Source organism: Lutibacter oceani (assembly GCF_003384935.1).
Lineage (GTDB): Bacteria > Bacteroidota > Bacteroidia > Flavobacteriales > Flavobacteriaceae > Lutibacter > Lutibacter oceani.
This window is the reverse complement of sequence record NZ_QTTQ01000010.1, coordinates 853,889-868,621: the sequence shown is the minus strand read 5'-3', so window position 1 is coordinate 868,621 and position 14,733 is coordinate 853,889. Positions and strand designations below refer to the sequence as shown.

General features: G+C 28.3%; 12 protein-coding genes. 8 read left to right on the top strand and 4 right to left on the bottom strand.

Annotated features, from left to right (window positions below; genetic code table 11):
• Window positions 1-288: 288 nt before the first annotated feature.
• The 3 genes from porQ (at window position 289) to cmk (ending at window position 4,608) form a co-directional block, all read left to right on the top strand.
• On the top strand, window positions 289-1,299 hold the full coding sequence (porQ, locus tag BX611_RS09305) for a type IX secretion system protein PorQ (protein ID WP_115880433.1): 1,011 nt from the start codon (window positions 289-291) through the stop codon (window positions 1,297-1,299).
• A gap of 121 nt (window positions 1,300-1,420) precedes the next feature.
• Window positions 1,421-3,805, top strand: coding sequence for a Lon protease family protein (locus BX611_RS09300; RefSeq protein ID WP_115880431.1), 2,385 nt, complete (start codon window positions 1,421-1,423; stop codon window positions 3,803-3,805).
• A gap of 110 nt (window positions 3,806-3,915) precedes the next feature.
• A complete protein-coding gene (gene cmk / locus BX611_RS09295) occupies window positions 3,916-4,608 on the top strand; it encodes a (d)CMP kinase (RefSeq protein ID WP_115880429.1) in 693 nt (230 codons plus the stop codon).
• Here cmk and BX611_RS09290 read toward each other — a convergent pair.
• Window positions 4,605-5,237: a 7-carboxy-7-deazaguanine synthase QueE gene (locus BX611_RS09290; protein WP_115880427.1), complete on the bottom strand. Its 633-nt coding sequence runs from the start codon at window positions 5,235-5,237 to the stop codon at window positions 4,605-4,607. The genes cmk and BX611_RS09290 overlap by 4 nt on opposite strands.
• A gap of 106 nt (window positions 5,238-5,343) precedes the next feature.
• Between BX611_RS09290 and BX611_RS09285 the strand changes: the two genes are divergently transcribed.
• Entirely contained in the window at window positions 5,344-6,858 is a 1,515-nt protein-coding gene (locus tag BX611_RS09285; protein ID WP_115880425.1) for a helicase HerA-like domain-containing protein, read from the top strand.
• A 63-nt stretch (window positions 6,859-6,921) separates the two neighbouring features.
• Window positions 6,922-7,485: a hypothetical protein gene (locus BX611_RS09280; protein ID WP_240324933.1), complete on the top strand. Its 564-nt coding sequence runs from the start codon at window positions 6,922-6,924 to the stop codon at window positions 7,483-7,485.
• Here BX611_RS09280 and BX611_RS09275 read toward each other — a convergent pair.
• Window positions 7,482-8,840: an MBL fold metallo-hydrolase RNA specificity domain-containing protein gene (locus BX611_RS09275; RefSeq protein ID WP_115880423.1), complete on the bottom strand. Its 1,359-nt coding sequence runs from the start codon at window positions 8,838-8,840 to the stop codon at window positions 7,482-7,484. The two genes, BX611_RS09280 and BX611_RS09275, sit on opposite strands and share 4 nt — an antisense overlap.
• A gap of 136 nt (window positions 8,841-8,976) precedes the next feature.
• On the opposite strand from BX611_RS09275, the gene BX611_RS09270 reads away from it, so the two are divergent.
• Window positions 8,977-9,333, top strand: a complete 357-nt coding sequence (locus BX611_RS09270; RefSeq protein WP_115880421.1) for a cupin domain-containing protein — start codon at window positions 8,977-8,979, stop codon at window positions 9,331-9,333.
• Window positions 9,334-9,392: 59 nt separating this feature from the next.
• Here BX611_RS09270 and BX611_RS09265 read toward each other — a convergent pair whose 3' ends face one another.
• Together BX611_RS09265 and ffh are read right to left on the bottom strand one after the other, a co-directional pair.
• Window positions 9,393-10,268, bottom strand: coding sequence for a bifunctional 5,10-methylenetetrahydrofolate dehydrogenase/5,10-methenyltetrahydrofolate cyclohydrolase (locus tag BX611_RS09265; RefSeq protein ID WP_115880419.1), 876 nt, complete (start codon window positions 10,266-10,268; stop codon window positions 9,393-9,395).
• A gap of 54 nt (window positions 10,269-10,322) precedes the next feature.
• Window positions 10,323-11,654 (bottom strand): signal recognition particle protein, encoded by a 1,332-nt coding sequence (ffh, locus tag BX611_RS09260; protein WP_115880417.1) that lies wholly within the window; start codon window positions 11,652-11,654, stop codon window positions 10,323-10,325.
• Window positions 11,655-11,954: 300 nt separating this feature from the next.
• Between ffh and BX611_RS09255 the strand changes: the two genes are divergently transcribed.
• Window positions 11,955-13,643 carry an FAD-dependent oxidoreductase gene (locus tag BX611_RS09255; protein ID WP_115880415.1) on the top strand — a complete coding sequence of 563 codons (1,689 nt, stop codon included), beginning with the start codon at window positions 11,955-11,957 and terminating at the stop codon, window positions 13,641-13,643.
• A 283-nt stretch (window positions 13,644-13,926) separates the two neighbouring features.
• On the top strand, window positions 13,927-14,676 hold the full coding sequence (locus BX611_RS09250; RefSeq protein WP_115880413.1) for a hypothetical protein: 750 nt from the start codon (window positions 13,927-13,929) through the stop codon (window positions 14,674-14,676).
• The last annotated feature ends 57 nt before the right edge of the window (window positions 14,677-14,733 follow it).

The following is a 14,733-nucleotide window of genomic DNA, read 5'->3' as shown; positions in this document are numbered from 1 at the left end:
GCCACTAGGTGGGAGAGTATGTCACCGCCTTTCTTTTGAAAAACCTTCAACTTAATTGTTGAAGGTTTTTTTTTGCTCTTATCTAAAATGAATTATATAAATAATTAAGCGATTCTTATCTTGAAGTAGTTACTGAATAACTAGGGCGAAAAAATGTTTTGCATCTTTAAATGAAGATTAATTCAAAAAAATATAAAATATTAATTTTATTTATTGTGAATAATGATAAAATTAATTCGAAAAATTAATGTTTTAAACATTAATTAGTTTTATTTTGTATTTTAAAATATGAAAAAAATTATTTTCCTTTTATTTCTAATTTCATTTAATTTATTTTCTCAAGTAGGAGGTGAGAGTATATATAATTTTATTAATTTAACTGGATCTGCTAGGCAAGCAGCTTTAGGTGGTAAAGTTTTAACATTGATGGATGATGTTAATCAACCAATTTGGAATCCTTCAACAATTAATAAAAATTTACACAACCAATTGTCTGTAAGTTATATGAATTATTTGGCGGATTTAAGTTTGGGAACTGCTTCTTACGCATATACTGTTAATGAGAAAGTTGGTACAATTCATACTTCAATTAACTATTTAAATTATGGAAATTTTATTGGTGCTGATGAGGATGGAATTGAAACTGGTAATTTTAGAGCATATGACCTATCTTTTTCAGTTGGGTACTCTTATAATTTTCAAAATTCAGATTTTTATATTGGAAGCAATATTAAATTTATAAATTCAGTGATTGAAAATTATTCTTCATTTGGAGTAGGAGCCGATATGGGTTTTATTTATTTTAATGAAATTCAGCCATATGTTTTTACGCTAGTTATTAGAAATATTGGATACCAAGTGAGTGCTTATGATGAAGTAAGAGAAAATTTACCAACTCAAATAGAATTTGGAGCATCATATAAATTGGAGAATGTTCCAATTACATGGCATTTAACACTTGATAATTTACAAAAATGGAATATTGCAGTCAGTAATCCTTCAAATGAAATTATTGATATTGACGGTAATGCAACAGAGGAAAATATAACTTTTTTTGATAATGCTTTTAGACATTTATCAATTGGTGCTGAATTGTTTTCAGAAAACGCATTTAATATAAGGTTGGGATATAATTTTAGGCGTTCTAAAGAATTAATGCTAGTTGATGAAAGAACTTTTTCTGGATTTACTGCTGGTTTTGGTTTAAAAATGAAAAAAATGAAATTTAATTATGCATTTTCTAAATATCACCCAGCATCAAATGCAAGTACTTTTAGCTTAAGTATAGATTTAAATTAGGATTTATAAAACTAATTAATTCCACTTTTTCTTTTTATAAAAAATATCATTTACTGATCGTTATCATTTTTATTGTTAATTGGTTTATGTAATTTCTTAATTGATAACTAATGATAATAATATGGAAAAGGAATTAACTCCTGAAAAATTAAGGAAAGTTTTAGATTCTTCTACATTAAATTGGAGTCAAATAAGAGAAGAATATCAAAAAAAACCATTGATAGGCCAACAAAGAGCTTTAAAAGCATTAGAATTTGGTATTGGAAATAAAAGTGGTGGATTTAATATTTATGTTTCAGGATACCCGAGTAGTGGTAAACTTAGAGCTGTTAATTATTTTTTAGATGAAAAAGCTAAGTTAGAAAAATCACCAGGCGATTTATGTTATGTTAACAATTTTAAAGATCCATATTGTCCAAAAAAAATTACCTTACCCCAAGGAGGAGGGGAAATTTTTAAAAAAGAAATATCATTGCTAATTGATGAAGTTAAGAAAGCTTTATTAAAAGCCTTTGAGAGTAAGGAATATGCTGATAAAAGAGAAAAAATAATTGATACATTTAAGCAAAAGGAAGCTAAATTATTTAAAAATATATACCAAAAAGCAAAGGATAATAATTTTGCAATAAGAAGAACTCCAATAGAAATTATAGTAATACCAATAGATGAAAAAGGAGAACCAATTATTGATAAAAAATTTCAAAAACTCGATAAAAATAAGCAAGAGGAATTACTTAAAAAACAGAAACAATTTAAAAAGGAGTTATTTGTTTTATTAAGAAAAAATCTTGATTTGGAAAAAGAAAGTAAAGCTTCTTTATTCCAATTAGAGGAAAATGTTGCTCTGTATGCTATTGAAACTTTATTACAAGATTTTTTAAATAAATACAAAAAATTTAATGATGTAATTTATTTTTTAAATGATGTTAAAAGTGATATTATTAATAATTTGAGTGAATTTTTAGATGGTTCAGGTTTAAAAGGAAAAATTGCATTAAACGATAATAAACGTTTTTTGAAATATCAGGTTAATGTTATTTCTGATAATTCTGATTTAAAAGGAGCTCCAATTGTAATGGAGTTAAATCCAACCTATAATAATCTTTTTGGAAAAGTTGAGCGCGAATCAGATATGGGTACCTACATTACTAATTTTACGCTTATACGGGGTGGTGCTTTACATAAAGCAAACGGAGGTTATTTAATTATTCCTCTAAAAGAACTTCTTTTAAATTATTTTTCATACGAGAGTTTAAAAAGAGCCTTAAAAAATAATGAAATAGTGATTGAAGACATTAGCGAACTTTATGGTTTTTTAAGTACTAAAAGTTTAAAACCAGATCCTATTCCACTTAATATTCAAATAATTTTAATAGGTTCTCCTAGATTGTATTATCTATTGTATCAAATCGATGAAGATTTTAAAGAACTATTTAAAGTTAAAGCAGAATTTGATACTTCTATGGAATACTCTACTCAAAATATAAAGGATTTTGCTGGTGTTATTTACAAAATTGAACAAGAAAACGAATTATTTCCAATAGATGAAAAAGCTATTGCTTGTGTAATTGAACAGGCATCTAGAATGGTTCATGACCAAAATAAACTGTCTTTAAAATTTGGAGAGATTAGTAACATTTTAATTGAGGCACAACATTATGCAAAGTTAGAATCGAAAGATAAAATTAATTTAAAATATATAAATAAGGCTATAGATGCCAAGTATTTTAGATCTAACCTTATACAGGAAAAAATTAATGAAATGATTAAACAAAATCAGTTAATGATTCCACTTAGCGGATCAAAAATTGGTCAAATTAACGGTTTATCAGTTTTAGATTTAGGAGATATTATTTTTGGAAAACCAAATAAAATAACTGCTTGTATAGCTTCAGGTGAAGAAGGGTTAATTGATATTGAACGGGAGGCTAAACTTGCAGGACCAATTCACACTAAAGGCGTCTTAATTTTACAAGGATATTTGCTCGAAAAATATGCTCAAAATAAACCAATAAGCCTTTTTGCAAGTTTGGTTTTTGAACAAAGCTATTCTGAAATTGAGGGAGATAGTGCTTCAAGTGCAGAATTGTATGCCATTTTATCTAGCCTTTCAGAACTACCTATAAAACAAGGTATTGCGGTAACTGGTTCTATTAATCAGAAAGGTGAAGTTCAACCTGTTGGTGCAATAAATGAGAAGATTGAAGGTTTTTTTGAAGTGTGTAAGCAAGTTGGTTTAACTGGAGAACAAGGTGTAATAATTCCTAAAAGTAATGAGCAAAACCTAATGCTTAAACAAGAAATTGTAAATGCGGTTAAAGAAAAAGAATTTCATGTATGGTCCGTTTCCAATATTAATGAAGGTATTGAAATTCTTTTAGGACATCCTGCAGGTAAATTATTAAAAAACAAATCTTTTTCAAAAAACTCAGTACATTATTTAGTAGATAGAAAGATAGATCAGTTAAATAAAAATTTAAAAAAATATTCTAATACAAAACAATAAATTAGATATAGTTAAATTGAAGGTTGTTGAAAGTACTTCATAAAAAATGCCTGAAATATTACTATATTATTTATATTTCTATTTTCTTTGTACAATAAATATATATAAAATTGAAAAAAATTACGATTGCCATTGATGGCTTTTCTTCTACAGGTAAAAGTACTATTGCAAAGCAATTAGCGCATAAATTAAAGTATGTTTATGTTGATACTGGTGCGATGTATAGAGCTGTTACTCTATATGCAATGAGAAATAAATTTATTACCGAGGATTATTTAAAAAAGGATGACTTAATAAATGATTTAGATAATATTGATTTAAGTTTTAAGTTTAATGAAAAACTTGGTTATGGTGAAATTTATTTAAATAATGAAAATGTTGAAAATGAAATTAGAACCTTAGATGTTTCCAAATTTGTTAGTAGAATTGCTGAAATATCTGAAGTAAGACGAAAGTTAGTTGAGCAACAGCAACAAATGGGAAAAAAAAAAGGTGTTGTAATGGATGGTAGAGATATTGGAACTGTAGTTTTTCCAAATGCGGAATTAAAACTTTTTATGAATGCATCAGCTGAAAAAAGAGCACAACGAAGGTTTGATGAATTGATAAAAAGAGGTGATAAAGTTACATTTGAAGAAATACTAAAAAATGTTGAATATAGAGATCATATTGATTCTACCCGTGATGATTCTCCTTTAATTAAAGCAAATGATGCAATTGAAATTGATAATTCAAATTTAACTTTAGATCAGCAATTTAGTGAAATATATAAAATTGTTAAAAAAAGAATTAAAGAATCTTAAGGAATATTTATATACTTATGAGTTTGTAATGAGATTTTCCATTTTGGATTTTTCATAACATAATCAACAATTAAAGGTGTCATTTTTTCTTTATTACTCCACTCTGGTTGTAAAAATAATTCGCAATTTTCAGAAACTTTTTTAGCTTGTTCTTCAGCAAATTTAAAATCATTTTTATTGTAAACAATTACCTTAAGTTCGTTTGTTTTTAAATAGATTTCTTCAAGAGGTAACTTAGTTTTTTTTGGAGAAAGACAAATCCAATCCCACGTACCAGTTAATTTATATGCACCTGAAGTTTCAATATGTGTTTTTATGTTATTTAATTGAAGTTTTTTTGTTATATAATCTAAACTCCACATTAAAGGTTCTCCACCTGTAATAACAACTGTATTGGCAAATTTTATGGCATTTTCTACAATAACATCTGTACTGGTTGGAGGGTGTAAATCTGCATTCCAACTTTCTTTTACATCACACCAATGGCAACCAACATCACAACCACCAATTCTAATAAAATAAGCTGCTTTTCCAGTATGAAAGCCTTCACCTTGAATTGTGTAAAAATCTTCCATTAAAGGTAACATTTCACCTTTATTAATTTGTTGTTGTATGTGCTCTTCAATCATTGTGCAAATATAGACATTCGCGCTGATAATAAATAAATAGAATATAATTTCTATTGAAATTTTTAATTTGATTTTTATATCTTATTTTTATCGAAAATATTTAATAATGGGAAAAAAAGAAGAATTTTTTATTGATATTACTGAAGGATATAAAACCAAAGGCGATTATATAACTTTTGGTTCAGCAATGTTAGATGGAGAAACGATAAAAGATGCTTTTGTAAAAGTTCCATTAAAAACCTTAAACAGACACGGGTTAATAGCTGGGGCTACCGGTACAGGTAAAACGAAGTCGTTACAAGTAATGGCTGAAAATTTATCTGAAAAAGGAATTCCAGTTTTGCTTATGGATATTAAAGGTGATTTAAGCGGTTTAGCACAACCTAGTCCTGGTCACCCAAAAATTGATGAAAGGCATGCTGCAATTGGGTTGCCTTTTGAAGCTAAAAAATTTCCGGTTGAAGTTTTATCAATTTCTGAGCAAGAAGGAGTTAGATTACGTGCAACAATTTCAGAATTTGGACCAGTTTTATTGTCAAGAATTTTAGATTTAACAGAAGCTCAAAGTGGAATTGTTTCTGTTATTTTTAAATATTGTGATGATAATAAACTTCCATTATTAGATTTAAAAGATTTTAAAAAAATATTACAATATTCAACTGAAGAAGGTAAGGATGAAATTCAAGCAGAATACGGAAGAATTTCAACAATGAGTACCGGTGCAATTTTGAGAAAATTAGTTGAGTTGGAACAACAAGGAGGTGAATTATTTTTTGGAGAACGTTCTTTTGATGTAAAAGATTTAGTAAGAACAAATGAAGAAGGGAAAGGGATTATATCTATTTTAAGGTTAACAGATATACAAGATCGACCTAAAATGTTTTCAACTTTTATGTTACAATTATTAGCAGAAGTTTATTCTACTTTTCCTGAACAGGGAGACAGTGGTAAACCTGAATTAGTAATATTTATTGATGAAGCTCATTTAATTTTTAAAGAAGCTTCAAAAGCATTATTATCTCAAATTGAAAGTATTGTAAAATTAATTAGATCTAAAGGAATTGGGCTATTTTTTGTAACTCAAAACCCAAAAGATGTTCCTGAAGATGTATTGGCACAATTAGGGCTAAAAGTTCAGCATGCGTTGCGTGCATTTACAGCAAAAGATAGAAAAGCTATTAAATTAGCTTCGGAAAATTACCCAGATTCTAAATATTATGATATTGATGAAGCATTAACCCAGTTAGGTATTGGTGAGGCATTTGTTTCAGCCTTAAATGAAAAAGGTATTCCAACACCTTTGGCTGCTACAATGATGCGTGCTCCTATGAGTAGAATGGATGTGCTATCTGATAAAGAGTTAAAACAATTAATTGATAATTCGCGATTGTATTATAAATACAATGAAAATATTGATAGAGATAGTGCTTATGAAATTCTGAATGAAAAAATTGAGACAATTAATGAAAAGGAAGAAGTAGCCAAAAAGAAAAAAGAAGCTTCAAAATCAACAAGATCAACTAGGTCTAGTAAAAATACTAGAATGAACCCAATTTTGAAAGTAGTAACAAGTGCTACTTTTATAAGAGGAGTTTTGGGTATTTTAAAGCGAGTTATGTAATTTTCAAATAAAAATTAATTTGTTTCGTTAATATTAAAACTATATAAAAATTGTAATTTATTTATGTCATTGTTAAAAAAATGTTTCATTGTATTAATTGCTTTAATATTTATACAATGTGGAAAGGAAAACCAATTCCTTATTGAAAAAGGTGCTGTGGGTTATTTAAATAAACAAACCACAATTCAAGAATTAAACTCGATTTTTAAGAAAGATTCCATATCCTCAAATATTACCGATAATATTTTAAAAGACAAATTGTTCACTGTGGATACCGAGGAGTTTCTTGTTTTTTCTAAAGAAGGAAAAAAAATGTTAGAAATTGTTCCAACTTCTCAAAATGATTCATTGTCTAAAATAAAAAGTATTCAAATTTTTGATTCAAATTATAAAACAGAAAAGGGAATTTCTTTACAATCAACGTTTAAGGAAATAAATGAACATTATTTGGTAGATAAAGTTGAAACTACATTAACTTCGGCAACACTTTTTATTGATGAATTAAATGCCACAATTTCAATTGATAAAAAGGAATTAGGTTTAAATAGTTTTAGTAGAGAAGAAATTTCAATAGATCAAATACCAGATATTGCAAGAATAAAATACTTCACAATTTGGTTTAATTAATCCAAATAATACTCTTTATTCATTTGAGCAACAGTGCATTTCCAATTTAAATCTGTTCTTATTTTAACTTTTAAAGCCTGACTTTGGTGTGGTTCCCCGTGATTTATAAAAGTTAAGATTGGAGGTGATTTAAAATGTTTTAACCAATCCATAATTTCATTTTGATCTGCATGACCAGAAAAGGCATTTATTTTAAAAATTTCAGCATTTATTTTATGATATTTTCCAAAGAATTTTATTTCAGAATCACCCGATAATAAAGCTCTTCCCCTGGTGCCTTCAGCTTGGAAGCCAACAATTAAAACACTATTTTTTTTATCGGAAATAAATTTATCTAAATAATGTAATACTCTACCACCAGTAATCATACCGCTACCTGCTAGTACAATTTTTGGAGAATTATCATTAACAACAGCTTTTGACGCATTTACATTGCTAACCAAATGAACAGTTTTTAACATACTATTTATATCCTCCTGAGTTAATTTGTGTATTTTTTGATATTTAAAATAAACTTCAGTAGCATTTACTCCCATTGGACTATCTAAATAAATTGGAATGTTTGGTAGTGATTTTTCACGTTTTAAAATACTTAATAAATATATAATTTCTTGGGCTCTTTCTACTGAGAAAGTAGGAATTATTAATATTCCTTTTTTGATGTATGTTTGGTTTATATATTTTAGAAGTTCATCAGAAATTGAAATTTCTTTATGTATTCGATTTCCATAAGTAGATTCAACTACCAAATAATCAGTATTTTCTATGTATTCAAATTTAGGTAATAGAATTGGTTCGGTTCTGCCAATATCTCCAGAAAATGTAATGATTTTTTCATTTACTTTTACTAATACAAATACACTTCCTAAAATATGACCGCTGTTTATAAATTTAAACGCTATTTCATCGTTAAATTTATGCCATATGTTAGATTCAAAAGTTTTGAAATGTGTTATTGCTTTTTTTGCATCATTTACACCATATAAGGCTTCAGCAGGGCTATGTTTTGTATATGCATGAATATTTGCTCGTTTTGCGTCTTCCTCTTGAATTTTACCACTATCTAATAAAATAATTTCAGTTAAATCTTTTGTAGCCTTTGTACAATAAATTTTTCCTTTGTATCCATTTTTTATTAAAAGTGGTATGTAACCTGAATGGTCTAAATGTGCATGAGTTAACAAAACTAAGTCAAGTTCATTATGGTTTATAGGAAGCGTTTCCCAGTTTTTTAAACGTAGTTCTTTAAGACCTTGAAATAAACCACAATCGATTAGAATTTTTTTATAATTTACTTCAAGTAAAATTTTTGAACCGGTTACAGTTCCAGCACCACCTAAAAATGTAAGTTTCATATTAATTAGTTTAATTAATTAGAATTATTAGAGGTGAAATATCATAACTAATTTACAACTTTTAATTGATTTATATTGACATTTATATTTAGTATTTTAGTAGTTTAATAAAAGAATTAATTTAGAATTATTATTTATGAAAAAATATAAAATACAAAAAACTCCATTTGTTGTTCCAACTGATGATGGTAAATTAATTGAGGAACATTTTGGAAATGCAAGTATTAAATCGGAAATAAGTGTGGCACATATGGTAGCACCACCTTATTGGAGTGAGCCATTTCAAACTCCGAATTTTGATGAGTATACTTATATTATTAAAGGGAAAAAGCAGTTTAATATTGAAGGAGAGCTTATTGTTTTAGAAGCTGGTCAATCTATTAAAATTAATAAAGGGGCAAGAATTCAGTATTCAAACCCTTTTGAAACTGAGTGTGAATATTTAGCAATTTGTTTACCAGCTTTTTCTATTGATTTGGTAAATAGAGAATAATAAAAAAGCCTTTATTTAAATAAAGGCTTTTAGTATGTTTTTATTTATTTATTTATTAGTTAACTTTTAAGTTCACATGCTATTAAAGTGTTTTTCATTAACATAGCTATAGTCATTGGCCCAACACCACCAGGAACAGGAGTAATATAAGCTGATTTTGGACTTACACTTTCAAAATGTACATCACCAGCTAACCGGTACCCTCTTTTTTTGGTTACATCCTCAACTCTGGTAATTCCAACATCAATAATTGTAACACCTTCTTTTACCATATCTCCGGTTAAAAATTCTGGAATACCCAAAGCAGCTATAATAATATCAGCCTGTAAAGTAAATTCTTTTAAATTTTTAGTTCTACTATGAGCAACAGTAACAGTTGCATTTCCAGCTTTACGTTTTTGACTCATTAAAATACTCATTGGGCGACCAACAATATGACTTCTTCCAATAACAACAACATGTTTTCCGGAAGTTTCAACTTTATAGCGTTCTAATAATTCTAATATTCCAAATGGAGTTGCAGGTAAAAACGATGGTAAATCTAATGTCATTCTTCCAACATTTGTTGGATGAAATCCATCTACATCTTTATCAGGATTTACAGCCATTAATACTTTTTGCTCATCAATGTGTTTTGGTAATGGTAATTGTACAATAAAACCATCAATATCATCATTATTATTTAAATTTTCAATTTCTTTTAATAATGTCTCCTCAGAAGTTTCTTCAGGCAGGTCAACTAAAGTAGAATTAAATCCCACTAATTCACAAGCTTTTACTTTTGCATTTACATAGGTCATACTTGCACCATCAGTTCCTACTAAAATTGCAGCTAAATGGGGCGTTTTTTTACCTTCTTCTTTTATCTTTTTAACAGATGCTGCAATTTCAAGTTTTAAATCTGCTGATGTTTTTTTTCCGTCTAAAAGTATCATTTTTTGTAGTTTTTTGTTATAAAAAAAGCAAACATATTCAGTTTGCTTTAAATTTTATTTTCCCATTCCTTTCATCATTTGCATCATTTGTCTGCCACCACCACCTTGCATCATTTTCATCATTTTACTCATTTGGGTAAATTGTTTCAGCAATTGATTTACTTCTTGTATACTTGTTCCAGAACCTTTTGCAATTCTCTTTTTTCTAGAAGCATTTATAGTTTTTGGTTCAGTTCTTTCTAATGGAGTCATTGAATGTATCATAGCTTCAATACCTTTAAAAGCATCATCATCAATATCAACATCTTTCATCATTTTTCCGGCACCAGGAATCATCCCCATTAAATCCTTCATATTACCCATTTTTTTGATTTGTTGAATTTGTTTCAAGAAATCATCAAAACCAAATTGATCTTTGGCAATTTTCTTTTGGATTTTACGAGCCTCTTCTTCATCATATTGTTCTTGGGCACGTTCAACTAAAGAAACAACATCACCCATTCCCAAAATTCTATCGGCCATACGATCAGGATGGAAAACATCAATTGCTTCCATTTTTTCACCTGTACCAATAAATTTAATTGGTTTATTAACAACAGATTTAATTGATAAAGCTGCACCACCACGTGTATCACCATCTAATTTTGTAAGAACAACACCTTCAAAATTTAAAATATCATTAAAAGCTTTTGCGGTATTCACAGCATCTTGCCCAGTCATAGAATCTACAACAAACAATGTTTCGTGTGGGTTAACAGCTTTATGAATATTAGATATTTCGGTCATCATTGCTTCATCAACAGCTAAACGACCTGCGGTATCAATAATTACAACATTTTTTCCTGTTTCTTTAGCATGCTTTAATGCATTTAATGAAATTTCAACAGGGTTTTGATTGCCTACTTCAGCATAAACTTCAACACCTATTTGTTCTCCAACAACTTGTAACTGATTTATGGCGGCTGGTCTGTAAACATCACAACCAACTAATAATACATTCTTATTCTTTTTGGTTTTTAAATAATTTGCAAGTTTTCCAGAAAAAGTTGTTTTACCTGAACCTTGTAAACCAGACATTAAAATAACCGTTGGTGTTCCTGAAAGGTTTATACCAACAGTTTCACCCCCCATTAAAGAGGTTAATTCATCCTTAACAATTTTTACCATTAATTGCCCTGGATTTAAAGATGTAAGTACATCTTGACCTAAGGCTTTTTCTTTAACAGTATTTGTAAAATTTTTAGCTATTTTAAAGTTAACATCGGCATCTAAAAGTGCTCTTCTAACTTCTTTTAAAGTTTCAGCAACATTTACTTCTGTAATTTTTCCATGTCCTTTTAGTACATGAAGAGCTTTATCTAACTTATCACTTAAATTATTAAACATATTCTTGCTTCAATTTTTAGAATTGCAAAGATAATAAAAATGGATAAGAAATAATTTGAATAAAAGCCATTTTATCTTAGCTCTTTCATATTAATTATTTTTAAAATAAAATAACTTTTTAATTGAATTTATATGAATCTTTAAATGCTTGATAAACTGCGTTAATTTATTGCGATTACTATTTTTGAAGTATTATTTATAACATAAAAGGTAACTTGAATTACGCAAACGAAATAGTGATTTTAATTACGCTGTATGTAATAAAAATATCTAAAATTTGCATAAAAATTAATAATAAAAATGAAAAAAATAATAGTAATAGGCGGTTTATCAGCAGGACCATCAGCAGCTGCAAAAGCTAGAAGAGAAGATGAAAACGCAGAAATAATATTGTTTGAAAAAGGAGCGAATATTAGTTATGCAACTTGTGGGATGCCTTACGCTTTTTCAGGTGTAATTGAAGATAGAAGTAATTTAATAGTGGTTGAGCCTAAATTGTTAAAAACACGGTTTAATATTGATGTTCGTTTGAATGAAGGAATTATTAAAATTGATACGGAAAATAAAATAGTATACTCAAAAACTGGAGATTATGGTTATGATACTTTGGTTTTTGCAACTGGAGCAAAATCAATTGTACCTCCAATAAAAAATATTGAAAAAGCTACAAATTGGTCTACTTGTAGATCCATGGTAGATTTTGATAAAATAACCAAAGAAGGATTAGCTTCTACATCAAAACACATTACTGTTATTGGAGCAGGTTTAATAGGTATTGAAGTTGCTGAAAATTTACGTGAGGCAGGAAAAGATGTTACGTTAATAGAAGGTGATAACCAAATTTTAAATATGTGGCAATTAAAGTTTGGGAATTTTGCAGAAACAGTTTTAAATGAAAAAGGTATTGAAGTAATTACTTCGGGTTTGGTTTCTGAATTTGAATTGGATGAAAACTGGAAAATAAGTGCTGTAAAAATTAAAAATGGTAAATCTGTAAAAACTGATTTTGTTATTTTAAGTGTTGGTATAAAACCTAATACAGATTTATTACTTCAAAATGGAGCTCAACATATTGGAAACGGTGCTTTAATTGTGAATGAGAAAATGGAAACATCAATTAAAGATGTGTATGCCGCAGGAGATAATGTAGCTATAAAAAACTTGCAAACGAATGAATTTGATTATTTTCCTTTAGGAACACATTCAAACAAAGCTGGTAGAGCAGCTGGAGCCAATGCAGTTGGAAAAAATATTCAATTTAAGGGTGCTTATAAAACTGCCATTGTAAAAGTATTTGATTATACATTGGCTAGAACGGGTTTAAATCCGAAAGCTTTAAGCCAGATGGGTATTCCTTATAAAACCGTTTTAACAATTGCTGGAGCAACTCCAGGATACTATCCTGGTCAGAAAGATTTGATTACTGAGATTTATTATGACGAAGAAACGGATGAAATTTTAGGAGCAGAATTATTTGGTGAAGTAGGTGTTGACAAAAGAGTAGATGTTTTAAGTACCGCTATATATGCAAAACTAAAAATATCTGATTTAGCACAATTAGATTTGGCGTATGCACCGCCTTTTTCTCCAGCAAAAGATCCAGTTGTAGTTACAAGTTTTGTTGCAGAAAATATATTAAATAATAAAAGTACCCAGGTATCTGTAGAAGAATTAGAAAATTATTTAACTAAAAATAATGCTTCGGATTATACATTAATTGATGTTAGAACAGTAGCTGAATATGAAAATGGAACAATTCCAGGAGCAATTAATTATCCATTAGATAGTATTAGAATGTATTTAAATTCCATAAAAACAAAGCAAAAACCAATAATTATTTTTTGTCAAAAAGGTTTGCGAGGTTATTTGGCTGAATCAATTTTAAAACACAATGGTTTAAATTCTGTAGTAAATGTTGCCGGAGGATTTAAATTATGGCAAATGCATAGCGATAAAATTGAAATTCCAAAGCCTGTTTATATAGATTAACACATCAGAAATTTGTTTTAAGATAGCCTCTAATTTTTATGAAAAGTTAGAGGTTTTTTATTGAATAATACATGAAACTATTTGTCCATAATTCATATTTTTTTTGAAATATATTTTGTAAATAATTAATAATTACTATATTAGACTTATAAAGCAACTAAAGTTACATAAGTAAAAATTTGAAACTTTATTTCTTTTAACTCCAATTTACTTCCCCAATTATTAATTCGATATCAAATAATTTGATATATATTTAATTTACTAACTAATAAATATTTTAACTATGAGAACAAAAACAAATTTTATTGCAACGCTTGTATTTGTATTAATGGTAACTACATTTACTGTAAATGCTCAGGAAGAAAAAGAATCCTATGGAATGGCTGAAATTACCTATATGCTTCCCAAAATAGGAATGGAAAAAGCTTTTGAAGACGCTGTTAAAGCACACAATGAAAAATTTCATAAAGAAGGAGTTTTTAAAGCATCTTTAGATTTAATTTTAACCGGAAAAGAAACAGGTTGGTACGTTTGGATTATGGGTCCTTGTACTTTTTCAGATTTGGATAACAGACCTACAGAAGGTGCACACGCAAATGATTGGGACAAAAACGTATCTCCAAAAGTTGCAAAATATGGAAGAAATGAGTTTTGGAGATATAATAACAAACTGTCTTACCGTGGAGACACATCTGATGCACCAAAATTTGAAAATATATGGTTTGTGAATGTGAAAAGAGGGCAGAATTATAAATTTAAAGAATTTATAGAAAAAGTTAAAGCTGCATATGAGAAAAAGGCAGCAGGAAACTTTAGTATTTATTATAATCAATTTACTGAAGGAAATGGAAGAGATGTTGCTATAGTTTGGGCATTTGATACTTGGTCAGAAATGGATGAAGATGATGGAGGTATAAAAAAACATTTTGAAGAAATTTATGGCGAAGGCAGTTGGGACAATGCTTTAAAAGATTGGGAGGCTTCAACAGAAACTATTAATTCACAAGTATGGAGAATAGGAGTAAATAATTAAAACAGTATTAAAATAAGTGAAAAGCACAGCTAAAACCTGTGCTTTTTGTTTTTATAT

Coding starts and splice junctions, on each gene's coding strand:
- BX611_RS09250 (WP_115880413.1), top strand. CDS start 13,927: ATGAGAACAAAAACAAATTTTATTGCAACGCTTGTATTTGTATTAATG.
- BX611_RS09285 (WP_115880425.1), top strand. CDS start 5,344: ATGGGAAAAAAAGAAGAATTTTTTATTGATATTACTGAAGGATATAAA.
- porQ (WP_115880433.1), top strand. CDS start 289: ATGAAAAAAATTATTTTCCTTTTATTTCTAATTTCATTTAATTTATTT.
- BX611_RS09280 (WP_240324933.1), top strand. CDS start 6,922: ATGTCATTGTTAAAAAAATGTTTCATTGTATTAATTGCTTTAATATTT.
- BX611_RS09275 (WP_115880423.1), bottom strand. CDS start 8,840: ATGAAACTTACATTTTTAGGTGGTGCTGGAACTGTAACCGGTTCAAAA.
- ffh (WP_115880417.1), bottom strand. CDS start 11,654: ATGTTTAATAATTTAAGTGATAAGTTAGATAAAGCTCTTCATGTACTA.
- BX611_RS09270 (WP_115880421.1), top strand. CDS start 8,977: ATGAAAAAATATAAAATACAAAAAACTCCATTTGTTGTTCCAACTGAT.
- BX611_RS09300 (WP_115880431.1), top strand. CDS start 1,421: ATGGAAAAGGAATTAACTCCTGAAAAATTAAGGAAAGTTTTAGATTCT.
- BX611_RS09255 (WP_115880415.1), top strand. CDS start 11,955: ATGAAAAAAATAATAGTAATAGGCGGTTTATCAGCAGGACCATCAGCA.
- BX611_RS09265 (WP_115880419.1), bottom strand. CDS start 10,268: ATGATACTTTTAGACGGAAAAAAAACATCAGCAGATTTAAAACTTGAA.
- BX611_RS09290 (WP_115880427.1), bottom strand. CDS start 5,237: ATGATTGAAGAGCACATACAACAACAAATTAATAAAGGTGAAATGTTA.